Below are 21,421 nucleotides of genomic sequence, written 5' to 3'. Positions count from 1 at the left end.
TCATGCCTGGGCCTCGTGAGTGCTGCGGTCGGGGCGGTCGGGGCGGGTATCGTCGTACGGCGGCGCCGGCGCGCCGGGCGGCGCCGGGGCGAAATAGCCGACCAGGGTGCACAGCAGGCCGTAGGCGATGAACGAAGCGATGCCGAGCAAGTTGCCGAGATGGCCCCGATCGACCAGCACCAACTTGGCCAGCACCACCGCCATCAGCACCGCGCCGGCCAGCCACAGGCCGCGCTGGCCGCGGCGCGAACCGGCGATCCAGCCGGCCACGCCGAGCACGCTCCAGACCACGGTCAGGCTGGTCTGCACCAGGCTGGTCGAGAACATCGACGACGACCACGCCACTCCGCCCCAATAGTGCGCGCTGCGCAGCACTTCGACCGTGATCAGGACGAAACCGGCGGCGGCGAGCAAGGGCACGCGGCGGCGCTGCAGTTCGGTGCCGACCAGCGGCGATGCCAACCACGCGCCGAACACCGTCAACACCGCCCACTGCATCAGGCCGAGCGGGTTGACCAGGGGGAGCCACATCAGCGGATACGGATTGGCCGGCGTGGCCAGGGTGAAGCCGATCGCCAGCGCCAGCACAATCGCGAACGAGGCCATCAGCGGCGCACGCCAAGCGGCGAAGCGTTGCGGCAAGGGCTGTGCGACCGCGCCCGGGCGCCACAGGATCGCCGCGGCCATGACCAGCATCGGCAGCAACAAGGCCGCGACGGTCCAGCCGGTGCCGAGCGCGGGAATGCCGTTGCGCTCCCACAAGGTCGACACGCGCAGCAGAGTCATGCCGATCGCCAGCGCCCAGGCCCACCACCAGCCCGAATGGCCCAGGCCGAGTTCGCCGCCGGCGCGTTCGCGCAGGCCGCTCAGGTTGCGCCAACCGAGCACGGCATACAGCGCCCAGGCCAGCCAACCGAATCCGGCCAGCGGGTAGTCGTGCTGTTCGGTCTGCAGGAACAGCAACGGCAGCGCCGACAACAATGCGAATACCGCAGTCAGCGACAAGGCTTTCCAGGTGTGGCGACGGAACACTTCGGCGGCGATGCAACCGCTGGCGGCGGTCAGCATCAACACCGCATCGGCGCTGTGGCGGTCGGGGACGAAGTCGGCGATCTCGCTGCCGGCCGCACCGAGCCACCAGGCCAGGCCCCACAGGTAATACGGCAAGGCCGACCCGGGGCTGTCGCTGCGGCGATGGCTCCAGGCACTGGCGAAACCGGCGATGGCGATCAGCAGGGCACCGGCGAAACTGGCGTTGAGCACCGGCACTTCGGCATCCCAGACCGCGTCGCTGGCGCCGATGACGAAAGCGAACGCGGCCGCGCCCTGCAGCAGGAAGCCGACCAACTGCGGCAAGCGGCGTTGCTGGCGCAGGCCCAGCCAGACCATCGCCGCGCCTTCGAGCGCGAACACGCAGGCGGTGGCCTCGGCGGCGAGCGCGAGCGGAATGGCCAGGGTGGCGAAACCCGCGGCGAGCAAGGCATACGGCGTCGACAGGGCGAGGAAGCGTTCGTCGCGACGCAGCCACCAGGCCAGCGCTGCGTACAACGCGCCCAGCCCCAGCGCGCAGAACGCCAGCGGCATGCGCTCGCCTTCGAGCAAACCGGCCTGCAGCGAGAACGCGACCAGCGGCGTGCCGAACACCAGGCAGCCGTCGATGAGGTCGCGGCGCCCGGCCGGACGCTTGCGCGCATACAGCACCGGGATCAACAGATAGAAGGCGAAGAACAGCAGCAGAAAGGGCTCGGTGGTGGAGAAATGCTCGGGGCGGTACTTGAGCACGCCCCACAAGGTGCCGATGCCCCAGGTGAAGACGAAGCCGAGCAGGTTGAGCACGCGCCACGGTCGCCACCAGGCGATGGCGAAGATGCCGGCATTGAGCACGGCGTAGTAACCGAACAGGGCGACGTGGTTGCCGGAACCGGTCGACAGCCAGATCGGCGCGAGGAAGCCGGCGAGGATCGCGAACACCGCCAGCGCCATCGCGTTCTGCTTCACCGCCAGCACGCCGGCGCCGGCCACCAGCACCACGCTGAGCGCGAACGCCGCGCCGGCCGGCATCAGCTGGTACAGCTTGAACGCCGCGAACACCACCAACAGCAGCACGCCGATGGCGCCGCCCTGCAGGCTCAGGGCGAAGCTGCGCTTGCGCTCGCGCTGGCGCCAACCGAACACCAGCCCGGCCATCGCCGCCAGGGCGACGCCGGCCAGGCGCAGTTCGATCGGCAGGTGCAGCCAGCCCTGGTCGGTCGCGTACTTCAACAACGCGGCGACGCCGGCGAACAACACCAGCATGCCGACCTTGACCGGCACGTTGCCTTCGGTGAACCAGCGCCGCAGCCAGCGCGCGGCGACGGTGAACACGTCCGGCGGCGGCGGTGCGGCGGGTGCGCGCGCGGCTGCGGGCGCGACGCGCGCGGCGACCGGGCGGGCGGCGGCGTCTTGCGGCATCGGCGGCGGCACGCTCGTGGTCGGCGGCGGCGCCGAGACCGGCGGAACGGTATGCGGTGGCGCGGTCGTGGGAGGAGCGGCCGCGGAAACGACGGGCCGCGGCGGACGGACCGCCTGCGCTGTCGGCGGCGGCGTTTCGCGCGCGATCCGCTCGGCCAGGGTCTCGTCCCCGCGGTGGGCGGATCTCGCAGCGCTCAACGACTCGGCCTGCTGCGCCACGCGACGCTCGAGCTCGGACACGCGCGACTTCAATCCGGCGACTTGCACCAGCGCCACCACGAGCAGGATCGGCACCAGCAACAACCCCAGTGCCACTAAAACGATCAGTGCTTCCATCACCCGTCCCTGTTCCGTGCATCGTGCGCTTGGTCACGAACGTTACACCAAGCCGCAAGCCTTGAAGGACAAGGCTTCACGCATTCTATACACAGCTTGTTCACCACATATCGCGTTGACGGAATCGATAAACCACACTATGTTGTGCCCGTCGGTGCCGATCGCGAGATTGGCTCAATAGGGAAGCCGGTAAGGACGCAGCCAGCGCGGCGTCCAAAGCCGGCGCTGCCCCGCAGCGGTATGGGAAACGAACGCTACCAAGCACTGGACGCGCCTCGCGTCTGGGAAGCGGTAGCCAGTAGGAGACGCGAGTCGTCGTGTCCCGAGCCCGAAGACCTGCCGACAGCCGCGCGTTGCACACCGCGCGGTACCGGCCCAGGAGTCTTCGGGGGAAGACGGCCGGTGTCGCAGCACGATGGCTCCGCCGTCGTGCTCGTTCCGTTGCGGCGCCGCCACGCGCGCCGACGCGGGATGCGCCCGTCTCGGGCCGCGCGACACCTCGCCTGCAAGCTCCCGAGTTCCGCGCCCGCGGGGGCACGGCCGTGCCATCGACGACGCCGCTGCGCGGCCGGTCGTCGCTGGCGCGTCCGCGTTCTCCGCGCGTCGCCCTTCGCGGGAAGGTCGGCGACCCGTGCACCCACGCCCCGGAGTTACGCCATGACCACGCTCGCACCCGAATCGTCCGCCGCCTCCCCCGCCGCCGACACTGCCGCCAAACCCGCCCGCGACCCGCAAGCCGATACCGGCTTCGCGCTGACCCCGCCCGCGGCCAACCTGACCATGAGCGTGACCAAGCGCAACGGCCGCCGCGAGCCGGTCGACCTGAACAAGATCGTGCGCGCGGTGACCCGCAGCGGCGAGAACCTGTACGCCGTCGACCCGATGCGCGTGGCCACCCGCACCATCTCCGGCCTGTACGACGGCGCGACCACGCGCGAGCTCGACGAGCTGTCGATCCGCACCGCCGCCCTGCTGACCGCCGAAGAACCCGAATACGGCCGCCTCGCCGCGCGTCTGCTCGCCGGCGTGATCGAGAAGGAAGTCGCCGGCATCGAGATCCATGCGTTCTCGCAGTCGGTCCAGCGCGGCTTCGACCTGGGCCTGATCAACCAGCGCCTGCTCGACTTCGTCCAGGCCAATGCGCGCAAGCTCAACGACGCGATCGACCGCAACCTCGACGCCAAGTTCGACTACTTCGGCCTGCGCACCCTGTACGACCGCTACCTGCTGCGCCATCCGACCGCGCGCACCGTCATCGAGACCCCGCAGCAATTCTTCCTGCGCATCGCCTGCGCGCTGAGCGAAGACGTCGGCGACGCACTCGCCCTGTACCGGCGCATGGCCCAGCTCGACTACATCCCGAGCTCGCCGACCCTGTTCAACGCCGGCACCACCCACGAGCAGTTGTCGAGCTGCTTCCTGCTCGATTCGCCCGACGACTCGCTGGAAGCGATCTACAAGCGCTACATGGACGTGGCCAAGCTCAGCAAGTTCAGCGGCGGCATCGGCCTGAGCTACACCCGCATCCGTTCGCGCGGTTCGCTGATCCGCTCGACCAACGGACTCAGCAACGGCATCGTGCCGTGGCTGAAGACCCTCGACGCCTCGGTCGCCGCGGTCAACCAGGGCGGCAAGCGCAAGGGCGCGGCCTGCGTCTACCTGGAGCCGTGGCACGCCGACGTCGAGGAGTTCCTCGAACTGCGCGACAACACCGGCGACGAAGCGCGCCGCACCCACAACCTCAACCTCGCCAACTGGATTCCCGACGAATTCATGCGCCGCGTCGAGGCCGACGCCGACTGGTCGCTGTTCGATCCGTCCAAGGTGCCGCAGCTGACCGACCTGTGGGGCGAAGCCTTCGACCGCGCCTATCACGCCGCCGAAGCGGCCGGCCTGGCGACCAAGAAGGTCAAGGCGCGCGACATCTACGGCCGGATGATGCGCACCCTGGCGCAGACCGGCAACGGCTGGATGAACTTCAAGGACAAGTCCAACCGCGCCTCCAACCAGACCCTGCGCGACGGCAACGTCATCCACCTGTCGAACCTGTGCACCGAAATCCTCGAGGTCACCTCGCAGGACGAGACTGCGGTGTGCAACCTGGGCTCGATCAACCTCTCGCACCACGTCGAGATGTACGAGGATGGCAAGGGCGCGTTCGATTTCGACAAACTTGCCGAGACTGTGCGCCTGGCCGTGCGCCAGCTCGACCGCGTGATCGACCTGAACTTCTACCCGATCGAGACCGCGCGCCGCGCCAACCTCAAGTGGCGCCCGGTCGGCCTGGGCTCGATGGGCCTGCAGGACGTGTTCTTCAAGCTGCGCTTGCCGTTCGATTCGGAACCCGCGCGCAAGCTCGCCCAGGAGATCGCCGAAGCGATCTACTTCCATGCCCTGTCGGCGTCGAACGAGCTGGCGATGGAACACGGCAAGCACCCGTCCTTCGCCGACACCCGCGCTTCGGTCGGCGAACTGCAGTTCGAGGCCTGGGGCGTGACCCCGTCGCAGCCCGAGCGTTGGGACGCGCTGCGCAAGCGCATCGCCGAGCACGGCCTGCGCAACTCGCTGCTGATCGCGATCGCGCCGACCGCGACCATCGCCTCGATCGCCGGCTGCTACGAGTGCATCGAGCCGCAAGTGTCGAACCTGTTCAAGCGCGAGACCCTGTCGGGCGACTTCCTGGTCGTCAACAAGTACCTGGTCGAAGAGCTCAAGAAGCTCGGCCTGTGGACCGCGGAGATGCGCGACCGGATCAAGATGGCCGAAGGTTCGATCCAGTCGGTGACCGAAGTGCCGGACGCCCTGCGCCAGGTCTATCGCACCGCCTGGGAACTGCCGATGCGCTCGCTGATCGACATGGCCGCCGAGCGCGGCGCCTATATCGACCAGAGCCAATCGCTCAACCTGTTCATCGAAAGCCCGAACATCGGCCAGCTCAGCTCGATGTACATGTACGCCTGGAAGAAGGGCCTGAAGACGACGTATTACCTGCGTTCGCGTCCGGCCACCAAGATCGCCAAGACCACGGTCAGCGCACCGGCGGTCAGCGCACCGAAGCCGGAATACACCACGGATGAGGCGATCGCCTGTTCGCTGGAGAACCCGGAATCTTGCGAGGCTTGCCAGTGAGGCAGGAATGAGTTGAGAGGAGTGAGGAGTGAGTCAAGGCGGTTTCAGTGACCTTGAGGCTCTTCGCAGGACGGTAAGCATTCGGCTGGTCTCGTCGATAAGACGTTTTATTTCGACGAGATCGGCCGGGAACAGCCAGCCCACCCGCTCGCAGATCAATACTTGGGTGTGAAGCTCCGATAGCGAACCATGTGCGATGGCCAAGAATTGCGCCTTCTCCTTCTTAGACTCCCGCGTCCAGCCTTCCGCGATATTGCTAGGTACCGACACGGCAGACCGGGTCAGTTGCAACCGAATTCCATATCGCTCCATCGCGGGGAGCTGCGTCGAAACGATGCAAACCTGTTCCGCCAGCCTCATGGACTTGTCCCAAATCGTAGTTACTTGGTAGTGCATCGGCTGCTCCCTCACAACAGAGGTTGACTCATCCGCCGCACACCTAAAATCGGAAAACCCCTTATGTCCATGTCAGCGACTTCCCCACTCACTCCTCGCTCCTCTGCACTCGAAACCAAGCTCCTCGATCCCGGTTTCGATCTCACCCTGCGGCCGATGCGCTATCCGCACTTCTACGAGATGTACCGCGATGCGATCCGCAACACCTGGACCGTCGAGGAAGTCGATTTCTCCCAGGACGTCAACGATCTCAAGCACAAGTTCGGCCCGGCCGAGCGGCATTTGATCGAACGCCTGGTCGCGTTCTTCGCCACCGGCGACAGCATCGTCTCCAACAACCTGGTGCTGAACCTGTACCAGCACATCAACGCGCCGGAAGCGCGCATGTACCTGTCGCGGCAGTTGTACGAGGAAGCGCTGCACGTGCAGTTCTACCTGACCCTGCTCGACACCTACCTGCCCGATCCGAACGAGCGCGCCAAGGCCTTCGATGCGGTCGAGAACATCCCCTCGATCCGCGCCAAGGCCGAGTTCTGCTTCCGCTGGATCGACTCGATCCAGGGCCTGCGGCGCATCGAAACCCGCGATCAGCGCCGCCAGTTCCTGCTCAACCTGATCTGCTTCGCCGGCTGCATCGAAGGCCTGTTCTTCTTCGCCGCCTTCGCCTATGTCTATTACCTGCGTTCGCGCGGCCTGCTCAACGGCCTGGCCTCGGGCACCAACTGGGTGTTCCGCGACGAGAGCTGCCACATGGCGTTCGCGTTCGAAGTCATCCGCACCGCGCGAGAGGAAGAACCCGACCTGTTCGACGCCGACCTGCGCGCGCAGGTGGTGAAGATGTTCGAGGAGGCGGTCGAATGCGAATACCAGTTCGCCCGCGACGTGCTGTCCGGCGGCGTGGTCGGCCTGTCGCTGAAGGACATGCGCCAATACCTGGAATATTGCGCCGACCAGCGCATGGCCCAGCTCGGCATGCCCAAGCATTTCGGCTCGACCAACCCCTTCGCCTTCATGGACCTGCAGGACGTGCAGGAAGTGACCAACTTCTTCGAGCGCCGCGTCTCGGCCTATCAGGTCGGCGTGCAGGGCGAAGTCGCCTTCGACGAAGCGTTTTAAAGCAGAAGCGAGAAATTGGGAGAGAGGAGTGAGTAGAGCGGCTCCGGCCCTTGACTCGCTCCTCGCTCCTCCAACTCACTCCTCACTCCTCGAAGCTCACTGCTCAAATGATCGAAGCGCGCATGACCGAGATCGTCTTCCCCGACCACACCAACCACCTGGGCACGCTGTTCGGCGGCCAGGCGCTGGCATGGATGGACAAGGCCGCCTTCATCGCCGCCTCGCGCTACGCCCGTCGCACGGTGGTCACCGCGCGTTCGGAGCAGATCGACTTCCATACCGCCGTGCCGAAGGGCGCGTTGGTCGAGCTGATCGCGCGCGTGGTCGAAACCGGCCGCACCTCGATGCAGGTCGAAGTCGAGATGCATAAGGAAGACCTGCTGTCGGGCGAGTCGCAACTCGCCACCCGCGGCCGCTTTACCATGATCGCGCTCGACAGCGAGGGCAAACCCACGCCGGTGCCGCCGCTCGCGCGCTGAAGCGCGCGATCAGGGCGCCGTGCCGGGCGTCTCCGGCTCAGGCACGATCGTGCCCGTGCAGGCGCCGCTAGGCTGCTCGCACAACACCAGCGCGCGATACGACAAGCCGGCCCAACTGCGGAGCAGGCGCATCCCCAATCGCGGTTTCTGCTGCAGCGACCAATACAAGGGCTGCGAGGTCTCGATGTAGCGCGAGCGATCTGCACCATCGACGGCCGCGCCCTCCGGCTCGAAGCGGAAGCTCACCGTGGCGCTCGGGCCGCCGTTCTTGCTCCAATGCTGCTGCCAATGCAGGTTGACGGTCTTGCCGACCACCCACTCCTCGCGTCCCCAACGCGCGTTGTAGCGGTCCACCGACCAACCCAGCGCCATCCACATCGCCACCAGCAGCATCAACAAAGGCCCCGCCGCCAGCACGCGCCAGGGCCGCAGACTCGGCCAACGCCCCAGGCGATAAGCGCCGCCGGCCAGGCCGACGATCAGCAACAGGTTCCACGCCCGCCACAAGCCGCTGGGCTCCACCGCGACCGGCCCGCCCCCATCGACCAGGTTCACCATCGTCATGATCAGGGCGACCATAGCCGCGACCCCGATCGCGATCACGGTCATGACCTTCCATTCGGCCATCGTCACCGGGAAATCCTCGCTGACCGGATCCTTCGTGGCCGCGGCTGCTTCTTGCTTCGGCTTCGGCTTCGGCTTCGGTTTCGCTTCCTGCTTCGACATCTGCGCTCCATCGCCGCAAGCCGCGGCCGACATCAGGGTTACCCGGCGCGCGCCCGGAAGCAAGTTGCGGATATTTCGCCGGCACGGCGCTGCCTAGACTCGTGGCTCCCCTCGATGGAACCACGACATGCGCTTGGACGATTACCGCACCCTGGGCCGCTCCGGCCTGCGCGTCAGCCCGCTCTGCCTCGGCACGATGACCTTCGGCAACGACTGGGGTTGGGGCAGCGACGCCGACGAAGCGCGCAGCGTGTTCGACGCCTACCTCGAACGCGGCGGCAACTTCATCGACACCGCCAACCTCTACACCGGCGGCAGTTCGGAAACCCTGATCGGCGAATTCGCCCGCGGTCGCCGCGATGCGCTGGTGATCGCGACCAAGTTTTCGCTGTGCATGAACCCCGGCGACCCCAATGCCGGCGGCAACCACCGCAAGAACCTGCGTCAGTCGGTCGAAGCCAGTCTGCGTCGGCTCGGCAGCGACTACATCGACCTGCTGTATCTGCACGCCTGGGATGCGACCACGCCGGCCGAGGAAGTGATGCGCGGCTTCGACGATCTGGTCCGCGCCGGCAAGGTCTTGTATGCGGGCGTGTCGGACCTTCCGGCCTGGCAGGCCGCGCGCATGCAGACCCTGGCCGAACTGCGCGGTTGGTCGCCGCTGATCGCCTTGCAGACCGAGTACAGCCTGGCCCAGCGCGACAGCGAGCGCGAACTGCTGCCGATGGCGGCCGAACTCGGGCTCGGCGTCACCGCCTGGTCGCCGCTGGCCTCGGGCGTATTGACCGGCAAGTACACGCAGGCCGACCTCGATGCCGGCAGCGCCGAAGGCCGCCGCGCGGTGGCGATCGGCAACGGCGCCCTGACCGAACGCGCCCTCGTCATCGCCGAGACGGTCAAGGCGGTCGCGGCCGAACTCGAACGGCCGCCGGCGCAGATCGCCCTGGCCTGGTTGCTGCGCCGGCCCGGCGCGGTGGCGCCGGTGATCGGCGCACGCACCCTGGCGCAGTTGCAGGAGAACCTCGGCGCGCTCGAGATCGAATTCGACGAGGCGCAACAGCGTCGGCTCGACGACGCCAGCGCGATCCAGCTCGGCTTCCCGCACGATTTCCTCGCTCTGCCCGGCATCCGCCAGGTGATGTTCGGCGGCGCGCGGGTCGAACGCCGCTGGTGAGCGCCCGGCGGGGTCGAGCTCGCGCGGCGCGCACGACGGCTATTCGGCGCTCTTGTTGGAACGCTTCTTCGACGCGCCCGCAGTGGCCGGCGCGTCGGCATCGGCGCCTGCGTCGTCCGGCAGCGGCAGGCGCCGCAGGTCGCGGGCGTACAGATCGGCCGGACTGTCGGAGGGGCAGGTCTCGTCCGGGAAGCCGAACTGTTCCTGCAAGGCTTTTGCGCATTCCGGCATGGAGGCGAAGTTTTTGCCGGTGGCCATGCACTGCGCGTCGAAATCGCGGCGGAAGGCTTCGCGGCGGCGGACGAAGTCCTCGCCGCACTTGCGGGTCAGGCGGATGCGGTCGAGGTCGTCCTGGGCGGCGTTGGTGCCGTCGAGGCCGAACTGCTTGAGCTCGTCCACCGTCAACACGCGCAGGTCGCGGTTGGCGATGGTCATCATCAGGTCGGCGACGCCGGTGGCGACGCCGTTGCGTTCCAGATAATCGCGCACCTGCTGGTTGATCGCCTTGAGTTCGCGGCTGAGTTCGGCGCGCGAGGTCGCGGTCGAGCGGTCGCGCATCAGCCGGTGGATGCCGACCTTGCCTTCGATCGAGCGGGTGTCGCCGGCGGCCAGCACCAAGACGCAGGCGCTGTGGCAGACCGAATCCTCGCGCACCCAGATCGCCCAGCCCGATTCGGCGATCGAGTCGCCGGCGCGGATCGCTTCCTCGACGTGGCCGCCGCTGGAGTCGATGTCGAGGATGCGGGTCTGGATTTCCATGCGCGTGGCCATGGCGGCGACGCGCTGCACCAGCGCGGTGAAGCCGGCGCCGATCTTGCCCTGGTAGTGCAGGCGCACCACGCCGCTGGCCTGGCACGGCGACAAGGCGTCGACCAGGCTGAAGAAGTCCAGCGCGGTCAGCGGTTTTCCGTCGCCGAAACGCGGGTAGTCGTATTCGCAGCTGATCTTGGCCACGCCGCCGTCGAGCTTGGCCGGCGGCCAGTAGGTGCCTTGCAGGATGTCGGTCTCGCTCGACGCGTCCGCGGCGGCGACCTTGGGCGACTCGTTCTGGCTGCCCATGGTGACCGGCTCGGACCGGGCCGGCGGCGGCGCGGCGGAATCCCTCCCGCAAGCCGCCAGTCCGAGCAGGCACAAGGTCAGCGCAAACGTCCTTCTGAAAAGCATGTTCCACCCATCGGAGTCGGGATCGCGCGGGCCGTCCTGGACCCGCGCCGCGCATCGTCGCCACAGCACCAACGTTAGCCCCAGGGCCCACCAAGCTCAACGGCAGGAGGTCATGGCGTTCGCGCTCGTCAGCGTGCCGACATCATCGTCGGCGGCGCATGAACGGCAGCCGGGGAAACCCCGGCCGCGGCGCCGTCGCCGGCTGCGGCCACAAATCGCAAACCGGGTCCACGCATCGCGATCGCGGCGATTGACTTCGCCGGTCGCGCTGCGTAGCTTGGCGGCGTGATGGTGAACATCGCTTCATGCAGATGAAGCGATGTGACAAATCGCCACCGGTTCGCACCGGCGGCGGTTAGAGGGAATCCGGTGCGGACGCCACGTCCAATTCCGGAGCTGCCCCGCAGCGGTATAGGGAACGAACTTCGTCAGGCACTGGGAGCGATCCCGGGAAGCGACGGACAGTAGGAGGCGCCTCGTGCTCCATGCCCCAAGCCCGAAGACCTGCCATGACCGGAAGGCTCGCCTTCCGTCCGACTCCGGCCCGCAAGGCGTCGGCGCTGCGTCCGGGCCCGTCCCGGCGCGGGCCGCGTCGTGCGCGCCGGTTCGCCCGCGGGGGCGAAGGTCGACACCAAGGGTTGTGGCGAAGCCGGGCGCGCGAGCGTCGGGCCGGCGCAGCCGTGGTCTCCTTCGTTGCCCTGCGCCATGCCCACGCATCGCAGGTAATCATCATGATCAGCGTCACCCATCTCGGCTTCCCGCGCATAGGCGCGCGGCGCGAGCTCAAGCTGGCCCTCGAATCGTTCTGGAAAGGCGACACGCCGGCCCAGGCGCTGCACGACACCGCCCACGGCCTGCGCGAACGCCATTGGCAACTGGCGCGGCAGGCCGGCGCCGACGTCGTGCCGTGCAACGATTTCTCCCTTTACGACCACGTCCTCGATACCGCCGTTCTGTTCGACGCGATCCCCGCGCCGTACCGCGAGGTCTACGACGAAAACCCGCTGACCGGCTACTTCGCCCTCGCCCGCGGCCTGCAGGACGGCCGTCGCGACCTGCACGCGCTGGAGATGACCAAGTGGTTCGACACCAACTACCACTATCTGGTGCCGCAGTTCGAGCGCGATCAGCGTTTCGTGCTGCGCGGCGACAAGCCCTTGGCCGAACTGGCCCAGGCGCGCGCGCTCGGCATCCAGGCGCGGCCGGTGCTGCTCGGCCCGGTGTCCTTCCTCAAGCTCGGCAAGCGCAGCGACGGCGGCGACCCGCGCGAGCTGCTCGATGCCCTGCTGCCGGCCTATGCCGAACTGCTCGGCAAGCTCAAGGCGGCGGGCGCCGACTGGGTCCAGCTCGATGAGCCGGCCCTGGTGCTCGACCTCGACGACGACGACCGCGACGCCTATCGCCGCGCTTATGCGGCCCTGGCCGAAGCCGACGCGCCGCAGCGCCTGCTGACGACTTACTTCGGCGGCCTCGGCGACAACGCCGCCCTCGCCGCGCGCCTGCCGGTGCAAGGCCTGCACGTCGATCTGGTGCGCGCGCCGCAGCAGTTGGAAAGCGTGCTGCCGCTGTTGCCGGACGACCGCGTCCTCAGCCTCGGCGTGGTCGACGGCCGCAACATCTGGCGCGCCGATCTCGACGCCGCGCTGAGCCTGGCGCGCCGTGCCGGCGATCGCGCGCAATGGCTGGCGCCGTCGTGCTCGCTGTTGCACGTGCCGACCGACCTGGAACTGGAACGCAAGCTGCCCGCACCGCTGCGTCACTGGATGGCCTATGCGCGGCAGAAGATCGAGGAACTGCGCCTGCTCGCCGATGCCCTCACCGGCAGCGCCGACGCCAACCGCGACCTCGCCACCGCCGCCAGCGCGCGCGCTGCGCGCCTGGCCTCGCCGTTGCTGCGCAATGCCGAGGTGCGCAAGCGCCTGGCCGCGGTCGAACCGGCGATGACCCGGCGCGCCTCGCCCTACCCGCAACGCGCGAAGGTGCAGGCGCAGCGCCTCGGCCTGCCGCTGTTCCCGACCACCACCATCGGCTCGTTCCCGCAGACCGCCGAAGTGCGGCGCGCGCGCGCCGAGCACAAGGCCGGCAAGATCGACGACGCGGCCTACCGGACCTTCCTGGAGAACGAGACCAAGCTGTGCCTGCGCGAGCAGGAAGCGCTGGGCATCGACGTGCTGGTGCACGGCGAGTTCGAACGCAACGACATGGTCGAGTACTTCGGCGAGCAGCTCGACGGTTTCGCCTTCACCGCCCACGGCTGGGTGCAGAGCTACGGCTCGCGTTGCGTCAAGCCGCCGGTGCTGTTCGGCGACGTGGTCCGGCCGCAGGCGATGACCGTCGACTGGACCCGTTACGCGCAGGCGCAGACCCAGCGGCCGGTCAAAGGCATGCTGACCGGACCGGTGACGATCCTGCAGTGGTCCTTCGTCCGCGACGACCAGCCGCGCGCCGACAGCTGCCGCCAGATCGCCCTGGCCCTGCGCCAGGAAGTGCTGGACCTGGAAGCGGCCGGCATCGCCATCGTCCAGATCGACGAACCGGCCCTGCGCGAAGGCCTGCCGCTGCGTCGCGCCGACTGGCCGGCCTACCTGGCCTGGGCCGGGGAAAGCTTCCGCCTCGCCGCCAGCGGCGTCGGCGATGCGACCCAGATCCACACCCACATGTGCTACGCCGAGTTCAACGACATCATCGAGGCGGTGGCCGCGCTCGACGCCGACGTGATCTCGATCGAGACCTCGCGTTCGCGCATGGAGTTGCTGGATGCGTTCGTGCGCTATCGCTATCCGAACGGCATCGGCCCGGGCGTCTACGACATCCACTCGCCGCGCGTGCCCAGCGAGACCGAGATGCGCGACTTGCTCGACAAGGCGCTCGACGTGCTCGACCCGGCGCAGTTGTGGGTCAACCCGGACTGCGGTCTGAAGACCCGCGGTTGGCCGGAAGTGCGCTCGGCCCTGCGGGCGATGGTGCAGTCGGCGCGCGGCCTGCGCGAGCAGGTCGCCGCCGAAGTCGACTGAGCATGGCCGACTGAACGGAACCGTCGGCGGCGCGATCGCGCCGCCGACGATGCCCCTTCCGGACTACGGAAGGAGCACTTGCCTTACATCACATCGTAGGCCAGCACGTTCCACTGCTCCGGCTGGCCGGAGCTTTCCACCGAGCGCACGATCGCGCCGACGTCGGCGCCGGACACGCTGAACGGTGCGACTTCGTAATCCAGATCCTGGATTTGCAGACTACCTTCCATAGAGTTGCTCCTGATTCGCCGGCCTGATGGCATCCCGCGGCGCGCCGGCGACGCCGCGCAGATTCATTGCAGGGACTGCAGCACCTTGCTCGCATGGTCGCGGACCATCGCGCAATCGTCGGCGTACAGGCGCTCGAGCGCGCCGCGATAAGCGTCGCTATCCTCGCGCAGGCCGTCCAGGCACATCAGGCGCATGCGCGGCGGCAGCACCGTCGAGTCGACCACGTCGGCGAACAGCGGCGTGAGTTCGTCGCCGCCGACCAGCACCGCCATTTCCGCCAGCATCGACAAGCGGCTGTGGATGCTCGCCGAGGTGTAGCTGAGGATGCGCGCGCGCTCTTCCCCGAGTTCCTGTTCGAACACGAAGTTGTACTGGCATTTGGCGATCTGGCTTTGATTGTTGAACAGCACGTTCAACGAGATCGACAACTCGTCCGGCGGCGCCTGCCGGTGCACGTCGCGGTGGGCGCGATAGAGCATGATCTTGCCCTTGGGCAGGGTCGTGACCTCCGAATCCAGGATGCGCGCGCTGTCGCCGATGGCGCCAGTCAACTCGGCCGGGTCGATCTCGGCGATATGGGTGCGATAGCCCGAACCGAAATAACCGACGGTGAGAAAATGGAAGTTGTGGTCGTGGGCGGTGTCGTACGAGTACGCGCGCTCCTCGTTCTTGCGCAGGGCGCCGGTCTGCTTCAGCGGCGACCACACGTTGGCGCGGATCATCACGTGCTTGCGCCGCGCGATCACGTAGCACTGCGGAGCGACGAACGGTGGCGGCTCGCCATCGAGGATCGAGCGCAGCGACCGCGCCATGGTGCGCGCGACCAGGGCCGGGTCGTTGGCGTAGGCGGCGAGCACCGGCGCGGCTTCGGCGATGCTGTCCGGGTCGAGCGTATCGACCCGGCTGAAGATGAAATCGAACAGCTCTTCTTCGCTGGCCACCGTGGTCGCGGTGGCATTCAAGGTATAGGCCATGGCGGTGTCCTCAAGCGGTCAGGCGGTCAGGGCCAGGGCGGCGAGCGAACGCGTCGCGGCCCGGCGGATGTCGTCGTGCTCGTCGTCGACGGCATCGCGCAAACGCTCCAGCGCGGCCTGCGGGTCGACCTTGCCGAGCAGTTGAATGGCCGACCAGCGCACGAAATGGCGCGGGTGCCGGCTCAGTTCGAGCAAGGCCTGCGGCGCCTGCTCCGCGTCGATAGTGGCCAGGGTCTGGCCGATGCAGACCAGTTCGGAGTCGCTCAGGCGCGCGGAAATGCAGCTGTCGGCACGCAGCGTCTCGGGGTCGAAGCGCCATTGCAGATCGACCGCGCTTTGCGAGAGCAACAACACCACGATGGTCGGTTGCCGCACGTCGACCTTGAACGCGGCATCGTCCACGCCCAGCGCCGCGGCCTCGCCGTTGGCCAGTTCGATGCGGCGGTTGAGCTGCACGCTCTGCTCGCGTTCGAAGTAGGCGTTGCGGAAGCTCTCGCCGGTGGCGTAGGTGCTCAGCTCGATGGCGCCGGCGGCGACGCCGATGCAGGCGTACTGCGACAGGGTGAAGATGCCGCTGGACGAGCTGAAGTAGCGCGACAGGTGCAGCGACCAGCCCTCGCCCGACATCAGGAACACGCCGTGCCGGCTCCACAGGCCGCCGCGGTTCCAGTTTTCCCACAACAGCGCCTGTTCGCCGTCGCCGAGCAGATCGGACAGCTCCTGGCGCAAGCGCGCGGCGATGGCGCCCGATTGCAGCAGGGTCTGCAGGTCCGCCTGCATATCGACGATGCCGGCGATGCCGCGCTCGCCGACGCGGCGGTCGACGGCATCCTTGAAGCGCGCGAATCTGGAATCGGCTAAAGAGCGCGATTGTGCATCCATGCATCCTTCCTTGAGTTGTGAGTTCGATCCAGCGAAACCTTCCGCGTCCTGCGGCCGCCGTCGCCCATCCATTCGGAAGGACCACTGCCTGGCGACGATCGCGTCGCGGAGGATCGTGGTCCAACCGCTCCCCGGACCACGTGTTGCGATCCTAGCGACAAGCCGTCGCAAACGCAGCGATGCACAGGGCGACGCCGGTCACAACTCGATCGATGCGTCGGCCGCCGCGATCCGACGCGCCGTCGCTACGTAATTGCGCCTTCACTCCGGCCACCTAACGCCCGCAATCTACGAACCCGTCCACCTCGCCCGCACCACGCAACCTCCGAATCAGCTCCCCTTTGCCAAAGGAGGGGCAAGGGAGGATTTGCTTTGCCGTTGGAACGCAGCCATACACGCCAAAGATCAGGACGCCGCTAAATCAGAAGGACTCCAGCCCTCGTCGCTACGACATGCCCCCATCGCCTCCACAAACCCCGCGCAACAAAAAAGCCCCGCAATCGCGGGGCTTTTCGTCGATCGGGAAAACCGCCGCTTACTTGCCGGCGACGACCTTGACCATTTCCAGGCACTTGTTCGAGTAGCCCCATTCGTTGTCGTACCAGCTCACCAGCTTGACGAAGGTACCGTCCAGCGCGATGCCGGCTTCGGCGTCGAAGATCGAGGTGCGCGCGTCGCCGCGGAAGTCGGTCGCCACGACCTTGTCTTCGGTGTAGCCCAGCACGCCCTTCAGCGCGCCTTCGCTCTGCGCCTTCATTTCCGCGCAGATCTCGGCATAGGTCGCTTCCTTGACCAGTTCGACGGTCAGGTCGACCACCGACACGTCCGAGGTCGGCACGCGGAACGACATGCCGGTGAGCTTCTTGTTGAGCTCCGGGATCACCACGCCGACGGCCTTGGCCGCACCGGTGCTCGACGGAATGATGTTCTCCAGGATGCCGCGGCCGCCGCGCCAGTCCTTGTTGCTCGGGCCGTCGACGGTCTTCTGGGTCGCGGTGGCGGCGTGCACGGTGGTCATCAGGCCACGCTTGATGCCCCACTTGTCGTTGATCACCTTGGCCAGCGGCGCCAGGCAGTTGGTGGTGCACGAGGCGTTGGAGACAATCGTCTCGCCCTTGTAGGTCTTGTCGTTGACGCCATAGACGAACATCGGCGTGTCGTCCTTCGACGGCGCCGACAGCACGACCTTCTTCGCGCCGGCATCGAGATGCTTCTGCGCGGTGACCTTGTCGAGGAACAGGCCGGTCGATTCGATCACGACTTCGGCGCCGACCTCGTCCCACTTGAGATTGGCCGGGTCGCGTTCCTGGGTCAGGCGGATCTTCTTGCCGTTGACGATCAGGGTGTTGCCTTCGACCTTGACCTCGCCCTTGAAGCGGCCGTGGACCGAGTCGTACTGCAGCATGTAGGCCAGGTAGTCGGGCTCGAGCAGATCGTTGATGGCGACGATTTCGATGTCGTTGCCGAAATTCTGCACGGCCGCGCGCAGGACGTTGCGTCCGATGCGGCCGAAGCCGTTGATGCCTACCTTGATCGTCATTGAGGTAACTCCTGCAGCCGCCCGGGCGGGTCAAGTGGGGAAACCCCCATTCTAGCAAGGCGGCGCCTGGGTCGCAGTCCGGCCCCATGGACGGCTCATTGACGGCTCATTGACGGGCCATCGACGGCTTATGGCGGCCCGTGACCGCATCCACAGCGGCTTTAGGGCCCTTTCTGCGGCACATAGCAACAAGAATGGAACGCAGGTCTAGGTTTACCGTTCTCCGGCGTATTTAGAGTGCGGTGCGGACAGACTCCTGTTCAGCAAACCTGCAAAATCGGTCTCTTCACGACCTCACAGGGGACTCAAGGAATGAATCAGCGACTGATCGGCGGCGTCCTCGCCGCCACCCTGGCTTGCGCGGCCCAGCCCGCCCTTGCCCAGCAGACCGGCAACTTCACCCTGGGTATCGGCGCTCACCAGGTCAATCCGAAGTCCGACAACGGCAGCGTGCTAGGCGGAGCGGCCGAGCTGGAAATCGGCGACAACGTCCAGCCCACCATCACCTTCGAGTACTTCATCCGCGACAACCTCGGCATCGAGGTGCTGGCGGCCACGCCGTTCAAGCACGACATCGATATCAAGGGCGTCGGCAAGGTCGGCACGACCAAGCACCTGCCGCCGACGTTCTCGCTGCAGTACCACTGGAACAGCCGCGGCGTGGTCTCGCCCTTCGTCGGCCTGGGCGTCAACTACACGACCTTCTTCAGCGAGAAGACCACCGGCGCATTGCGCGGCACCCGCCTCAAGCTCGACGACTCGGTCGGCGTGGCGGCCCATGTCGGCGTCGACTTCATCCTGACCGAGCGCAGCTCGATCCGCGTGGATGCGCGCTGGATGGACATCCAGACCGACGTCGAGCTGAACGACCAGAAGATCGGCAAGGCCACCATCGACCCGACCGTGTTCGGTCTGGCCTACGTGATGAAGTTCTAAGCGGACGATCCGCATCGGCGATCGCGGCGGGCCGCGATCGCCTCACGGCCGATCCTGCGATTGTTGCCACACTCGTGCGGCACGGCCATCCGCCAAGCGAATGCGGACCGCACCGCCGTTTGCGCGTCCCGGTTTCGGCCGACCGCGCCGCCAGGTTCGGACAGCGGAGTCGGTGCGCGGCTCCGGTAAAGTGGACGACATGACCTCCATCCGTGCGCGTTCCTTCTCCAAATCGCTGCGCCGCTATTCGGCGCTGCTGCTTCTGCTGCCGCTCAACAGTCTGGCCTGGGGTCCGCAGGGGCATCGCCTCGTCGCGGCGCTGGCCTGGGACGATCTGCGTCCGAACGTACGCGCCGAAATCGCCAAGATGCTCAAAGGCGAAGCCGACCCGTCCCTGCCCGGCATCGCCAATTGGGCCGACGACCTGCGCAGCAGCAACCCCACACTCGGCAAAGAAAGCGCCAAGTGGCACTACGTCAACCTCGCCGAGGACGACTGCCATTACGACGCCGCGCGCCATTGCCCCAAGGGCAACTGTGTGGTCGAGGCGATCCGCACCCAGACCGCGATCCTCGCCGACCGCAGCCGGCCCCAGGCCGACCGCCTGCAGGCCCTGAAGTTCGTGGTCCATTTCGTCGGCGACGTGCACCAACCACTGCACGCCGGCTTCGGCCGCGACAAGGGCGGCAACGATTACCAGTTGCAGATTCCCGGCGAGCCGGAACCCGTCGACGGCTACGGCACCAACCTGCACTCGCTGTGGGACAGCAAGATGCTGTCGATGAGCAAGCGCGACTACACGGCTTATCTCAAGTACCTGCGGCAGACCCCGGTACCGGCCGCGACCGCTCTCGGCCTGCCGCCGGCCTCGCCCGCCTGGGCCGAGGCCTCGTGCCGGATCGTGCTGCAGCCGGGTTTCTATCCCGACGGCCACATACTCGAACCGGCCTATGTGGAAACCTGGCGCCCGGTGGCGGAAACTCAGCTGCGGCTCGGCGGCGCGCACCTGGCCGGCGTCCTCAACGCCGCGCTCGCGCATCGCTGAGCGCACCGGCCGCCTGCCGGCCTGATCGACGGGCGGCCCGCCCCTGCCGCGTCCATCGGGCGGGATCGCCGCCAGGAGCTTTTCGTATGTCGCCGCAGGTTATGTCGCCGCAGGTCGTGCCGTTCCATCATCGCGAAACCGGGACCTGGTCGTATCTGGTCGCCGACCCGGCGACGCGTGCGGCGGCCATCGTCGACCCGGTGCTCGACTACGACGCACGCTCGGGCCGCACCGGCCTGGGCAGCGCGCAAGCCCTGCTCGACGAAGCCGCGCGCCTGGGGCTGCGCATCGACTGGCTGCTCGAAACCCATGCCCATGCCGATCACCTCAGCGCGGCCCACGCCCTGCGCGAGGCCATCGCCGCTGGCGGCGCGACGCCGCCGCGGATCGCGATCGGCCGCGGCATCGGCGAGGTCCGGCGTGTGTTCGCGCCGCTGTTCGGCCTGGCCGAGACCGAGGCGGTCCCGGCCTTCGACCATCTGTTCGACGACGACGAAGGTTTCGCCATCGGCGATCTGCAGGCGCGGGCCATCCCGGTGCCAGGCCACACCCGCGACAGCCTCGCCTATCTGATCGGCGACGCCTTGTTCACCGGCGACACGCTGTTCCTGCCCGACAGCGGCACCGCGCGCTGCGACTTCCCCGGCGGCAGCGCGGCGATGCTGTATCGGTCGATACAAACGCTGTACCGGCTACCCGACGCCACCCGCGTCTTCGTCTGCCACGACTACGGCAAGCCCGAACGCGAGCCGGCCTGCGAAACCACGCTCGGCGAACAGAAGCGCAGCAACATCCACGTGCGCGCCGACACCGGCGAGGCCGAGTTCGTCGCCTTGCGCGAGCAACGCGACGCCGGGCTGCAGATGCCGGCGCTGATCCTGCCGGCGCTGCAGGTCAATCTGCGCGCCGGCGCCCTGCCCGAGCCCGAGGCCAACGGCGTGCGTTACCTGAAACTGCCGCTCGACCGGTTCTGAGGCGACTCAACCGGCTTCGCGCTACTCTCGTCCTGACTCACACCCGACAGGTCCGCAATGAACCCGATCCGCCGCCGCTGGCTGGGCGCCTTGTGCACGCTCGCCGCGGTTTTCGCGGCCGCTTCGGCGCACGCCGCGCCGAAGCCCGAGACTGCACCGATCACGGTGTTCGCCGCCGCCAGCCTCAAGGAATCGCTCGACGAAGCCGCGGCCGCGTACACCCGGGCCAGCGGGCAATCGGTGCGGGTGTCCTATGCCGCCAGTTCCGCCCTCGCCCGCCAGATCGAACAGGGCGCGCCGGCCGACGTCTTCCTCTCGGCCGACCAGGACTGGATGGACTACCTGCAGCAACGCAAGCTCATCGACGCCGGCAGCCGCCGCAATCTGCTCGGCAACCGCCTGGTGCTGATCGCCGCCCAGGCCAGTAGCGCCCAACCGGTCGCGCTCAAGCCCGGCGTCGACCTGCGGCCGCTGCTCGGCGACGGTCGCATCGCCCTGGCCCTGACCGGCAGCGTGCCGGCCGGCAAGTACGCACGCGCGGCGTTCACCTCGCTCGGCGTCTGGACCGCGCTGCAGCCCAAGGTCGCCGAGGCCGAGAACGTGCGCGCCGCGCTGATGCTGGTCGCGCGTGGCGAGGCCCCGCTCGGCGTGGTCTACGCCAGCGACGCCCGCGCCGAACCGAAGGTGCGCGTGTTGGCGACCTTCCCGGCCGACAGCCATCCGCCGATCGTGTACCCGGTCGCCCGCGTGAGCGGCAGCCGGCAGCCGCGTGCGGCGGTGTTCGCGCAGTGGCTGAAGAGCCCGGCCGCGGCGGCCATCTTCCGCCGCCACGGTTTCGCGACCCTGGACTGACC

Annotated in this window: 19 protein-coding genes and 2 riboswitches; of the genes, 10 read left to right on the top strand and 9 right to left on the bottom strand. The window is 67.7% G+C overall.

Annotated elements, in window-relative coordinates:
* Positions 1-2,787: a DUF2339 domain-containing protein gene (locus tag LC490_RS11475; RefSeq protein WP_223620262.1), complete on the bottom strand. Its 2,787-nt coding sequence runs from the start codon at positions 2,785-2,787 to the stop codon at positions 1-3.
* Between the two features lie 135 nt (positions 2,788-2,922).
* Positions 2,923-3,146, top strand: a riboswitch (cobalamin riboswitch).
* Between the two features lie 421 nt (positions 3,147-3,567).
* Here LC490_RS11475 and LC490_RS11470 point away from each other — a divergent pair.
* Positions 3,568-5,916 (top strand): ribonucleoside-diphosphate reductase subunit alpha, encoded by a 2,349-nt coding sequence (locus tag LC490_RS11470; RefSeq protein WP_223620485.1) that lies wholly within the window; start codon positions 3,568-3,570, stop codon positions 5,914-5,916.
* Positions 5,917-5,949: 33 nt separating this feature from the next.
* Here LC490_RS11470 and LC490_RS11465 read toward each other — a convergent pair whose 3' ends face one another.
* On the bottom strand, positions 5,950-6,312 hold the full coding sequence (locus tag LC490_RS11465) for a four helix bundle protein (protein ID WP_031372597.1): 363 nt from the start codon (positions 6,310-6,312) through the stop codon (positions 5,950-5,952).
* 69 nt (positions 6,313-6,381) lie between these two features.
* Here LC490_RS11465 and LC490_RS11460 point away from each other — a divergent pair, with 69 nt between their 5' ends.
* Together LC490_RS11460 and LC490_RS11455 are read left to right on the top strand one after the other, a co-directional pair.
* Positions 6,382-7,428: a ribonucleotide-diphosphate reductase subunit beta gene (locus tag LC490_RS11460; RefSeq protein ID WP_031372598.1), complete on the top strand. Its 1,047-nt coding sequence runs from the start codon at positions 6,382-6,384 to the stop codon at positions 7,426-7,428.
* Between the two features lie 107 nt (positions 7,429-7,535).
* The gene (locus LC490_RS11455) at positions 7,536-7,907 is read left to right on the top strand and encodes an acyl-CoA thioesterase (RefSeq protein ID WP_223620261.1); all 372 of its coding nucleotides are present in this window, start codon (positions 7,536-7,538) and stop codon (positions 7,905-7,907) included.
* Positions 7,908-7,916: 9 nt separating this feature from the next.
* On the opposite strand, the gene LC490_RS11450 is transcribed toward LC490_RS11455, so the two are convergent.
* Positions 7,917-8,516: a hypothetical protein gene (locus LC490_RS11450; protein ID WP_223620260.1), complete on the bottom strand. Its 600-nt coding sequence runs from the start codon at positions 8,514-8,516 to the stop codon at positions 7,917-7,919.
* Between LC490_RS11450 and LC490_RS11445 the strand changes: the two genes are divergently transcribed.
* Both LC490_RS11445 and LC490_RS11440 read left to right on the top strand, forming a co-directional pair.
* Positions 8,515-8,730, top strand: a complete 216-nt coding sequence (locus LC490_RS11445) for a hypothetical protein (RefSeq protein WP_223620259.1) — start codon at positions 8,515-8,517, stop codon at positions 8,728-8,730. The two genes, LC490_RS11450 and LC490_RS11445, sit on opposite strands and share 2 nt — an antisense overlap.
* Before the next feature lie 30 nt (positions 8,731-8,760).
* Entirely contained in the window at positions 8,761-9,807 is a 1,047-nt protein-coding gene (locus LC490_RS11440) for an aldo/keto reductase (protein ID WP_223620258.1), read from the top strand.
* 39 nt (positions 9,808-9,846) lie between these two features.
* Here LC490_RS11440 and LC490_RS11435 read toward each other — a convergent pair whose 3' ends face one another.
* Positions 9,847-10,866, bottom strand: coding sequence for a hypothetical protein (locus LC490_RS11435; RefSeq protein ID WP_223620257.1), 1,020 nt, complete (start codon positions 10,864-10,866; stop codon positions 9,847-9,849).
* Between the two features lie 233 nt (positions 10,867-11,099).
* Positions 11,100-11,270 carry a hypothetical protein gene (locus LC490_RS11430; RefSeq protein ID WP_161786127.1) on the bottom strand — a complete coding sequence of 57 codons (171 nt, stop codon included), beginning with the start codon at positions 11,268-11,270 and terminating at the stop codon, positions 11,100-11,102.
* A gap of 20 nt (positions 11,271-11,290) precedes the next feature.
* A riboswitch (cobalamin riboswitch) is annotated at positions 11,291-11,498 on the top strand.
* 204 nt (positions 11,499-11,702) lie between these two features.
* Here LC490_RS11430 and metE point away from each other — a divergent pair.
* Positions 11,703-13,985 carry a 5-methyltetrahydropteroyltriglutamate--homocysteine S-methyltransferase gene (gene metE, locus LC490_RS11425; RefSeq protein ID WP_223620256.1) on the top strand — a complete coding sequence of 761 codons (2,283 nt, stop codon included), beginning with the start codon at positions 11,703-11,705 and terminating at the stop codon, positions 13,983-13,985.
* Positions 13,986-14,068: 83 nt separating this feature from the next.
* Here metE and LC490_RS11420 read toward each other — a convergent pair whose 3' ends face one another.
* The 4 genes from LC490_RS11420 to gap form a co-directional block, all read right to left on the bottom strand.
* Positions 14,069-14,215 (bottom strand): hypothetical protein, encoded by a 147-nt coding sequence (locus tag LC490_RS11420; RefSeq protein WP_161786128.1) that lies wholly within the window; start codon positions 14,213-14,215, stop codon positions 14,069-14,071.
* 63 nt (positions 14,216-14,278) lie between these two features.
* Positions 14,279-15,190, bottom strand: a complete 912-nt coding sequence (locus tag LC490_RS11415) for a hypothetical protein (RefSeq protein ID WP_223620255.1) — start codon at positions 15,188-15,190, stop codon at positions 14,279-14,281.
* Positions 15,191-15,208: 18 nt separating this feature from the next.
* A complete protein-coding gene (locus LC490_RS11410; protein ID WP_223620254.1) occupies positions 15,209-16,072 on the bottom strand; it encodes a HEAT repeat domain-containing protein in 864 nt (287 codons plus the stop codon).
* 535 nt (positions 16,073-16,607) lie between these two features.
* Complete coding sequence (gap, locus tag LC490_RS11405) at positions 16,608-17,612, bottom strand: type I glyceraldehyde-3-phosphate dehydrogenase (RefSeq protein WP_031372606.1); 1,005 nt, start codon at positions 17,610-17,612, stop codon at positions 16,608-16,610.
* Positions 17,613-17,924: 312 nt separating this feature from the next.
* Between gap and LC490_RS11400 the strand changes: the two genes are divergently transcribed.
* The 4 genes from LC490_RS11400 (at position 17,925) to modA (ending at position 21,419) form a co-directional block, all read left to right on the top strand.
* Positions 17,925-18,548, top strand: a complete 624-nt coding sequence (locus tag LC490_RS11400) for an OmpW family outer membrane protein (RefSeq protein ID WP_031372607.1) — start codon at positions 17,925-17,927, stop codon at positions 18,546-18,548.
* A 199-nt stretch (positions 18,549-18,747) separates the two neighbouring features.
* A complete protein-coding gene (locus LC490_RS11395) occupies positions 18,748-19,593 on the top strand; it encodes a S1/P1 nuclease (RefSeq protein WP_223620253.1) in 846 nt (281 codons plus the stop codon).
* A 101-nt stretch (positions 19,594-19,694) separates the two neighbouring features.
* Complete coding sequence (locus tag LC490_RS11390; RefSeq protein WP_223620484.1) at positions 19,695-20,567, top strand: MBL fold metallo-hydrolase; 873 nt, start codon at positions 19,695-19,697, stop codon at positions 20,565-20,567.
* Positions 20,568-20,624: 57 nt separating this feature from the next.
* Positions 20,625-21,419, top strand: coding sequence for a molybdate ABC transporter substrate-binding protein (gene modA, locus LC490_RS11385; RefSeq protein WP_223620252.1), 795 nt, complete (start codon positions 20,625-20,627; stop codon positions 21,417-21,419).
* Positions 21,420-21,421 lie beyond the last annotated feature (2 nt).

Source organism: Lysobacter sp. ESA13C (assembly GCF_019970005.1).
Classification (GTDB): domain Bacteria; phylum Pseudomonadota; class Gammaproteobacteria; order Xanthomonadales; family Xanthomonadaceae; genus Lysobacter; species Lysobacter antibioticus_B.
The sequence above is the reverse complement of the archived record's forward strand: the minus strand, read 5'-3'. Positions and strand labels throughout refer to the sequence as shown.

Excerpts from the sequence above, each read along its gene's own strand:
- metE (WP_223620256.1), top strand. The coding sequence starts at position 11,703 with ATGATCAGCGTCACCCATCTCGGCTTCCCGCGCATAGGCGCGCGGCGC.
- modA (WP_223620252.1), top strand. The coding sequence starts at position 20,625 with ATGAACCCGATCCGCCGCCGCTGGCTGGGCGCCTTGTGCACGCTCGCC.
- LC490_RS11440 (WP_223620258.1), top strand. The coding sequence starts at position 8,761 with ATGCGCTTGGACGATTACCGCACCCTGGGCCGCTCCGGCCTGCGCGTC.
- LC490_RS11390 (WP_223620484.1), top strand. The coding sequence starts at position 19,695 with ATGTCGCCGCAGGTCGTGCCGTTCCATCATCGCGAAACCGGGACCTGG.
- LC490_RS11475 (WP_223620262.1), bottom strand. The coding sequence starts at position 2,787 with ATGGAAGCACTGATCGTTTTAGTGGCACTGGGGTTGTTGCTGGTGCCG.
- LC490_RS11450 (WP_223620260.1), bottom strand. The coding sequence starts at position 8,516 with ATGACCGTGATCGCGATCGGGGTCGCGGCTATGGTCGCCCTGATCATG.
- LC490_RS11395 (WP_223620253.1), top strand. The coding sequence starts at position 18,748 with ATGACCTCCATCCGTGCGCGTTCCTTCTCCAAATCGCTGCGCCGCTAT.
- LC490_RS11465 (WP_031372597.1), bottom strand. The coding sequence starts at position 6,312 with ATGCACTACCAAGTAACTACGATTTGGGACAAGTCCATGAGGCTGGCG.
- LC490_RS11435 (WP_223620257.1), bottom strand. The coding sequence starts at position 10,866 with ATGGGCAGCCAGAACGAGTCGCCCAAGGTCGCCGCCGCGGACGCGTCG.
- LC490_RS11460 (WP_031372598.1), top strand. The coding sequence starts at position 6,382 with ATGTCAGCGACTTCCCCACTCACTCCTCGCTCCTCTGCACTCGAAACC.
- LC490_RS11420 (WP_161786128.1), bottom strand. The coding sequence starts at position 14,215 with ATGGAAGGTAGTCTGCAAATCCAGGATCTGGATTACGAAGTCGCACCG.
- LC490_RS11455 (WP_223620261.1), top strand. The coding sequence starts at position 7,536 with ATGATCGAAGCGCGCATGACCGAGATCGTCTTCCCCGACCACACCAAC.
- LC490_RS11430 (WP_161786127.1), bottom strand. The coding sequence starts at position 11,270 with ATGTTCACCATCACGCCGCCAAGCTACGCAGCGCGACCGGCGAAGTCA.
- LC490_RS11410 (WP_223620254.1), bottom strand. The coding sequence starts at position 16,072 with ATGGATGCACAATCGCGCTCTTTAGCCGATTCCAGATTCGCGCGCTTC.
- LC490_RS11400 (WP_031372607.1), top strand. The coding sequence starts at position 17,925 with ATGAATCAGCGACTGATCGGCGGCGTCCTCGCCGCCACCCTGGCTTGC.
- gap (WP_031372606.1), bottom strand. The coding sequence starts at position 17,612 with ATGACGATCAAGGTAGGCATCAACGGCTTCGGCCGCATCGGACGCAAC.
- LC490_RS11470 (WP_223620485.1), top strand. The coding sequence starts at position 3,568 with ATGAGCGTGACCAAGCGCAACGGCCGCCGCGAGCCGGTCGACCTGAAC.
- LC490_RS11445 (WP_223620259.1), top strand. The coding sequence starts at position 8,515 with ATGACCTTCCATTCGGCCATCGTCACCGGGAAATCCTCGCTGACCGGA.
- LC490_RS11415 (WP_223620255.1), bottom strand. The coding sequence starts at position 15,190 with ATGGCCTATACCTTGAATGCCACCGCGACCACGGTGGCCAGCGAAGAA.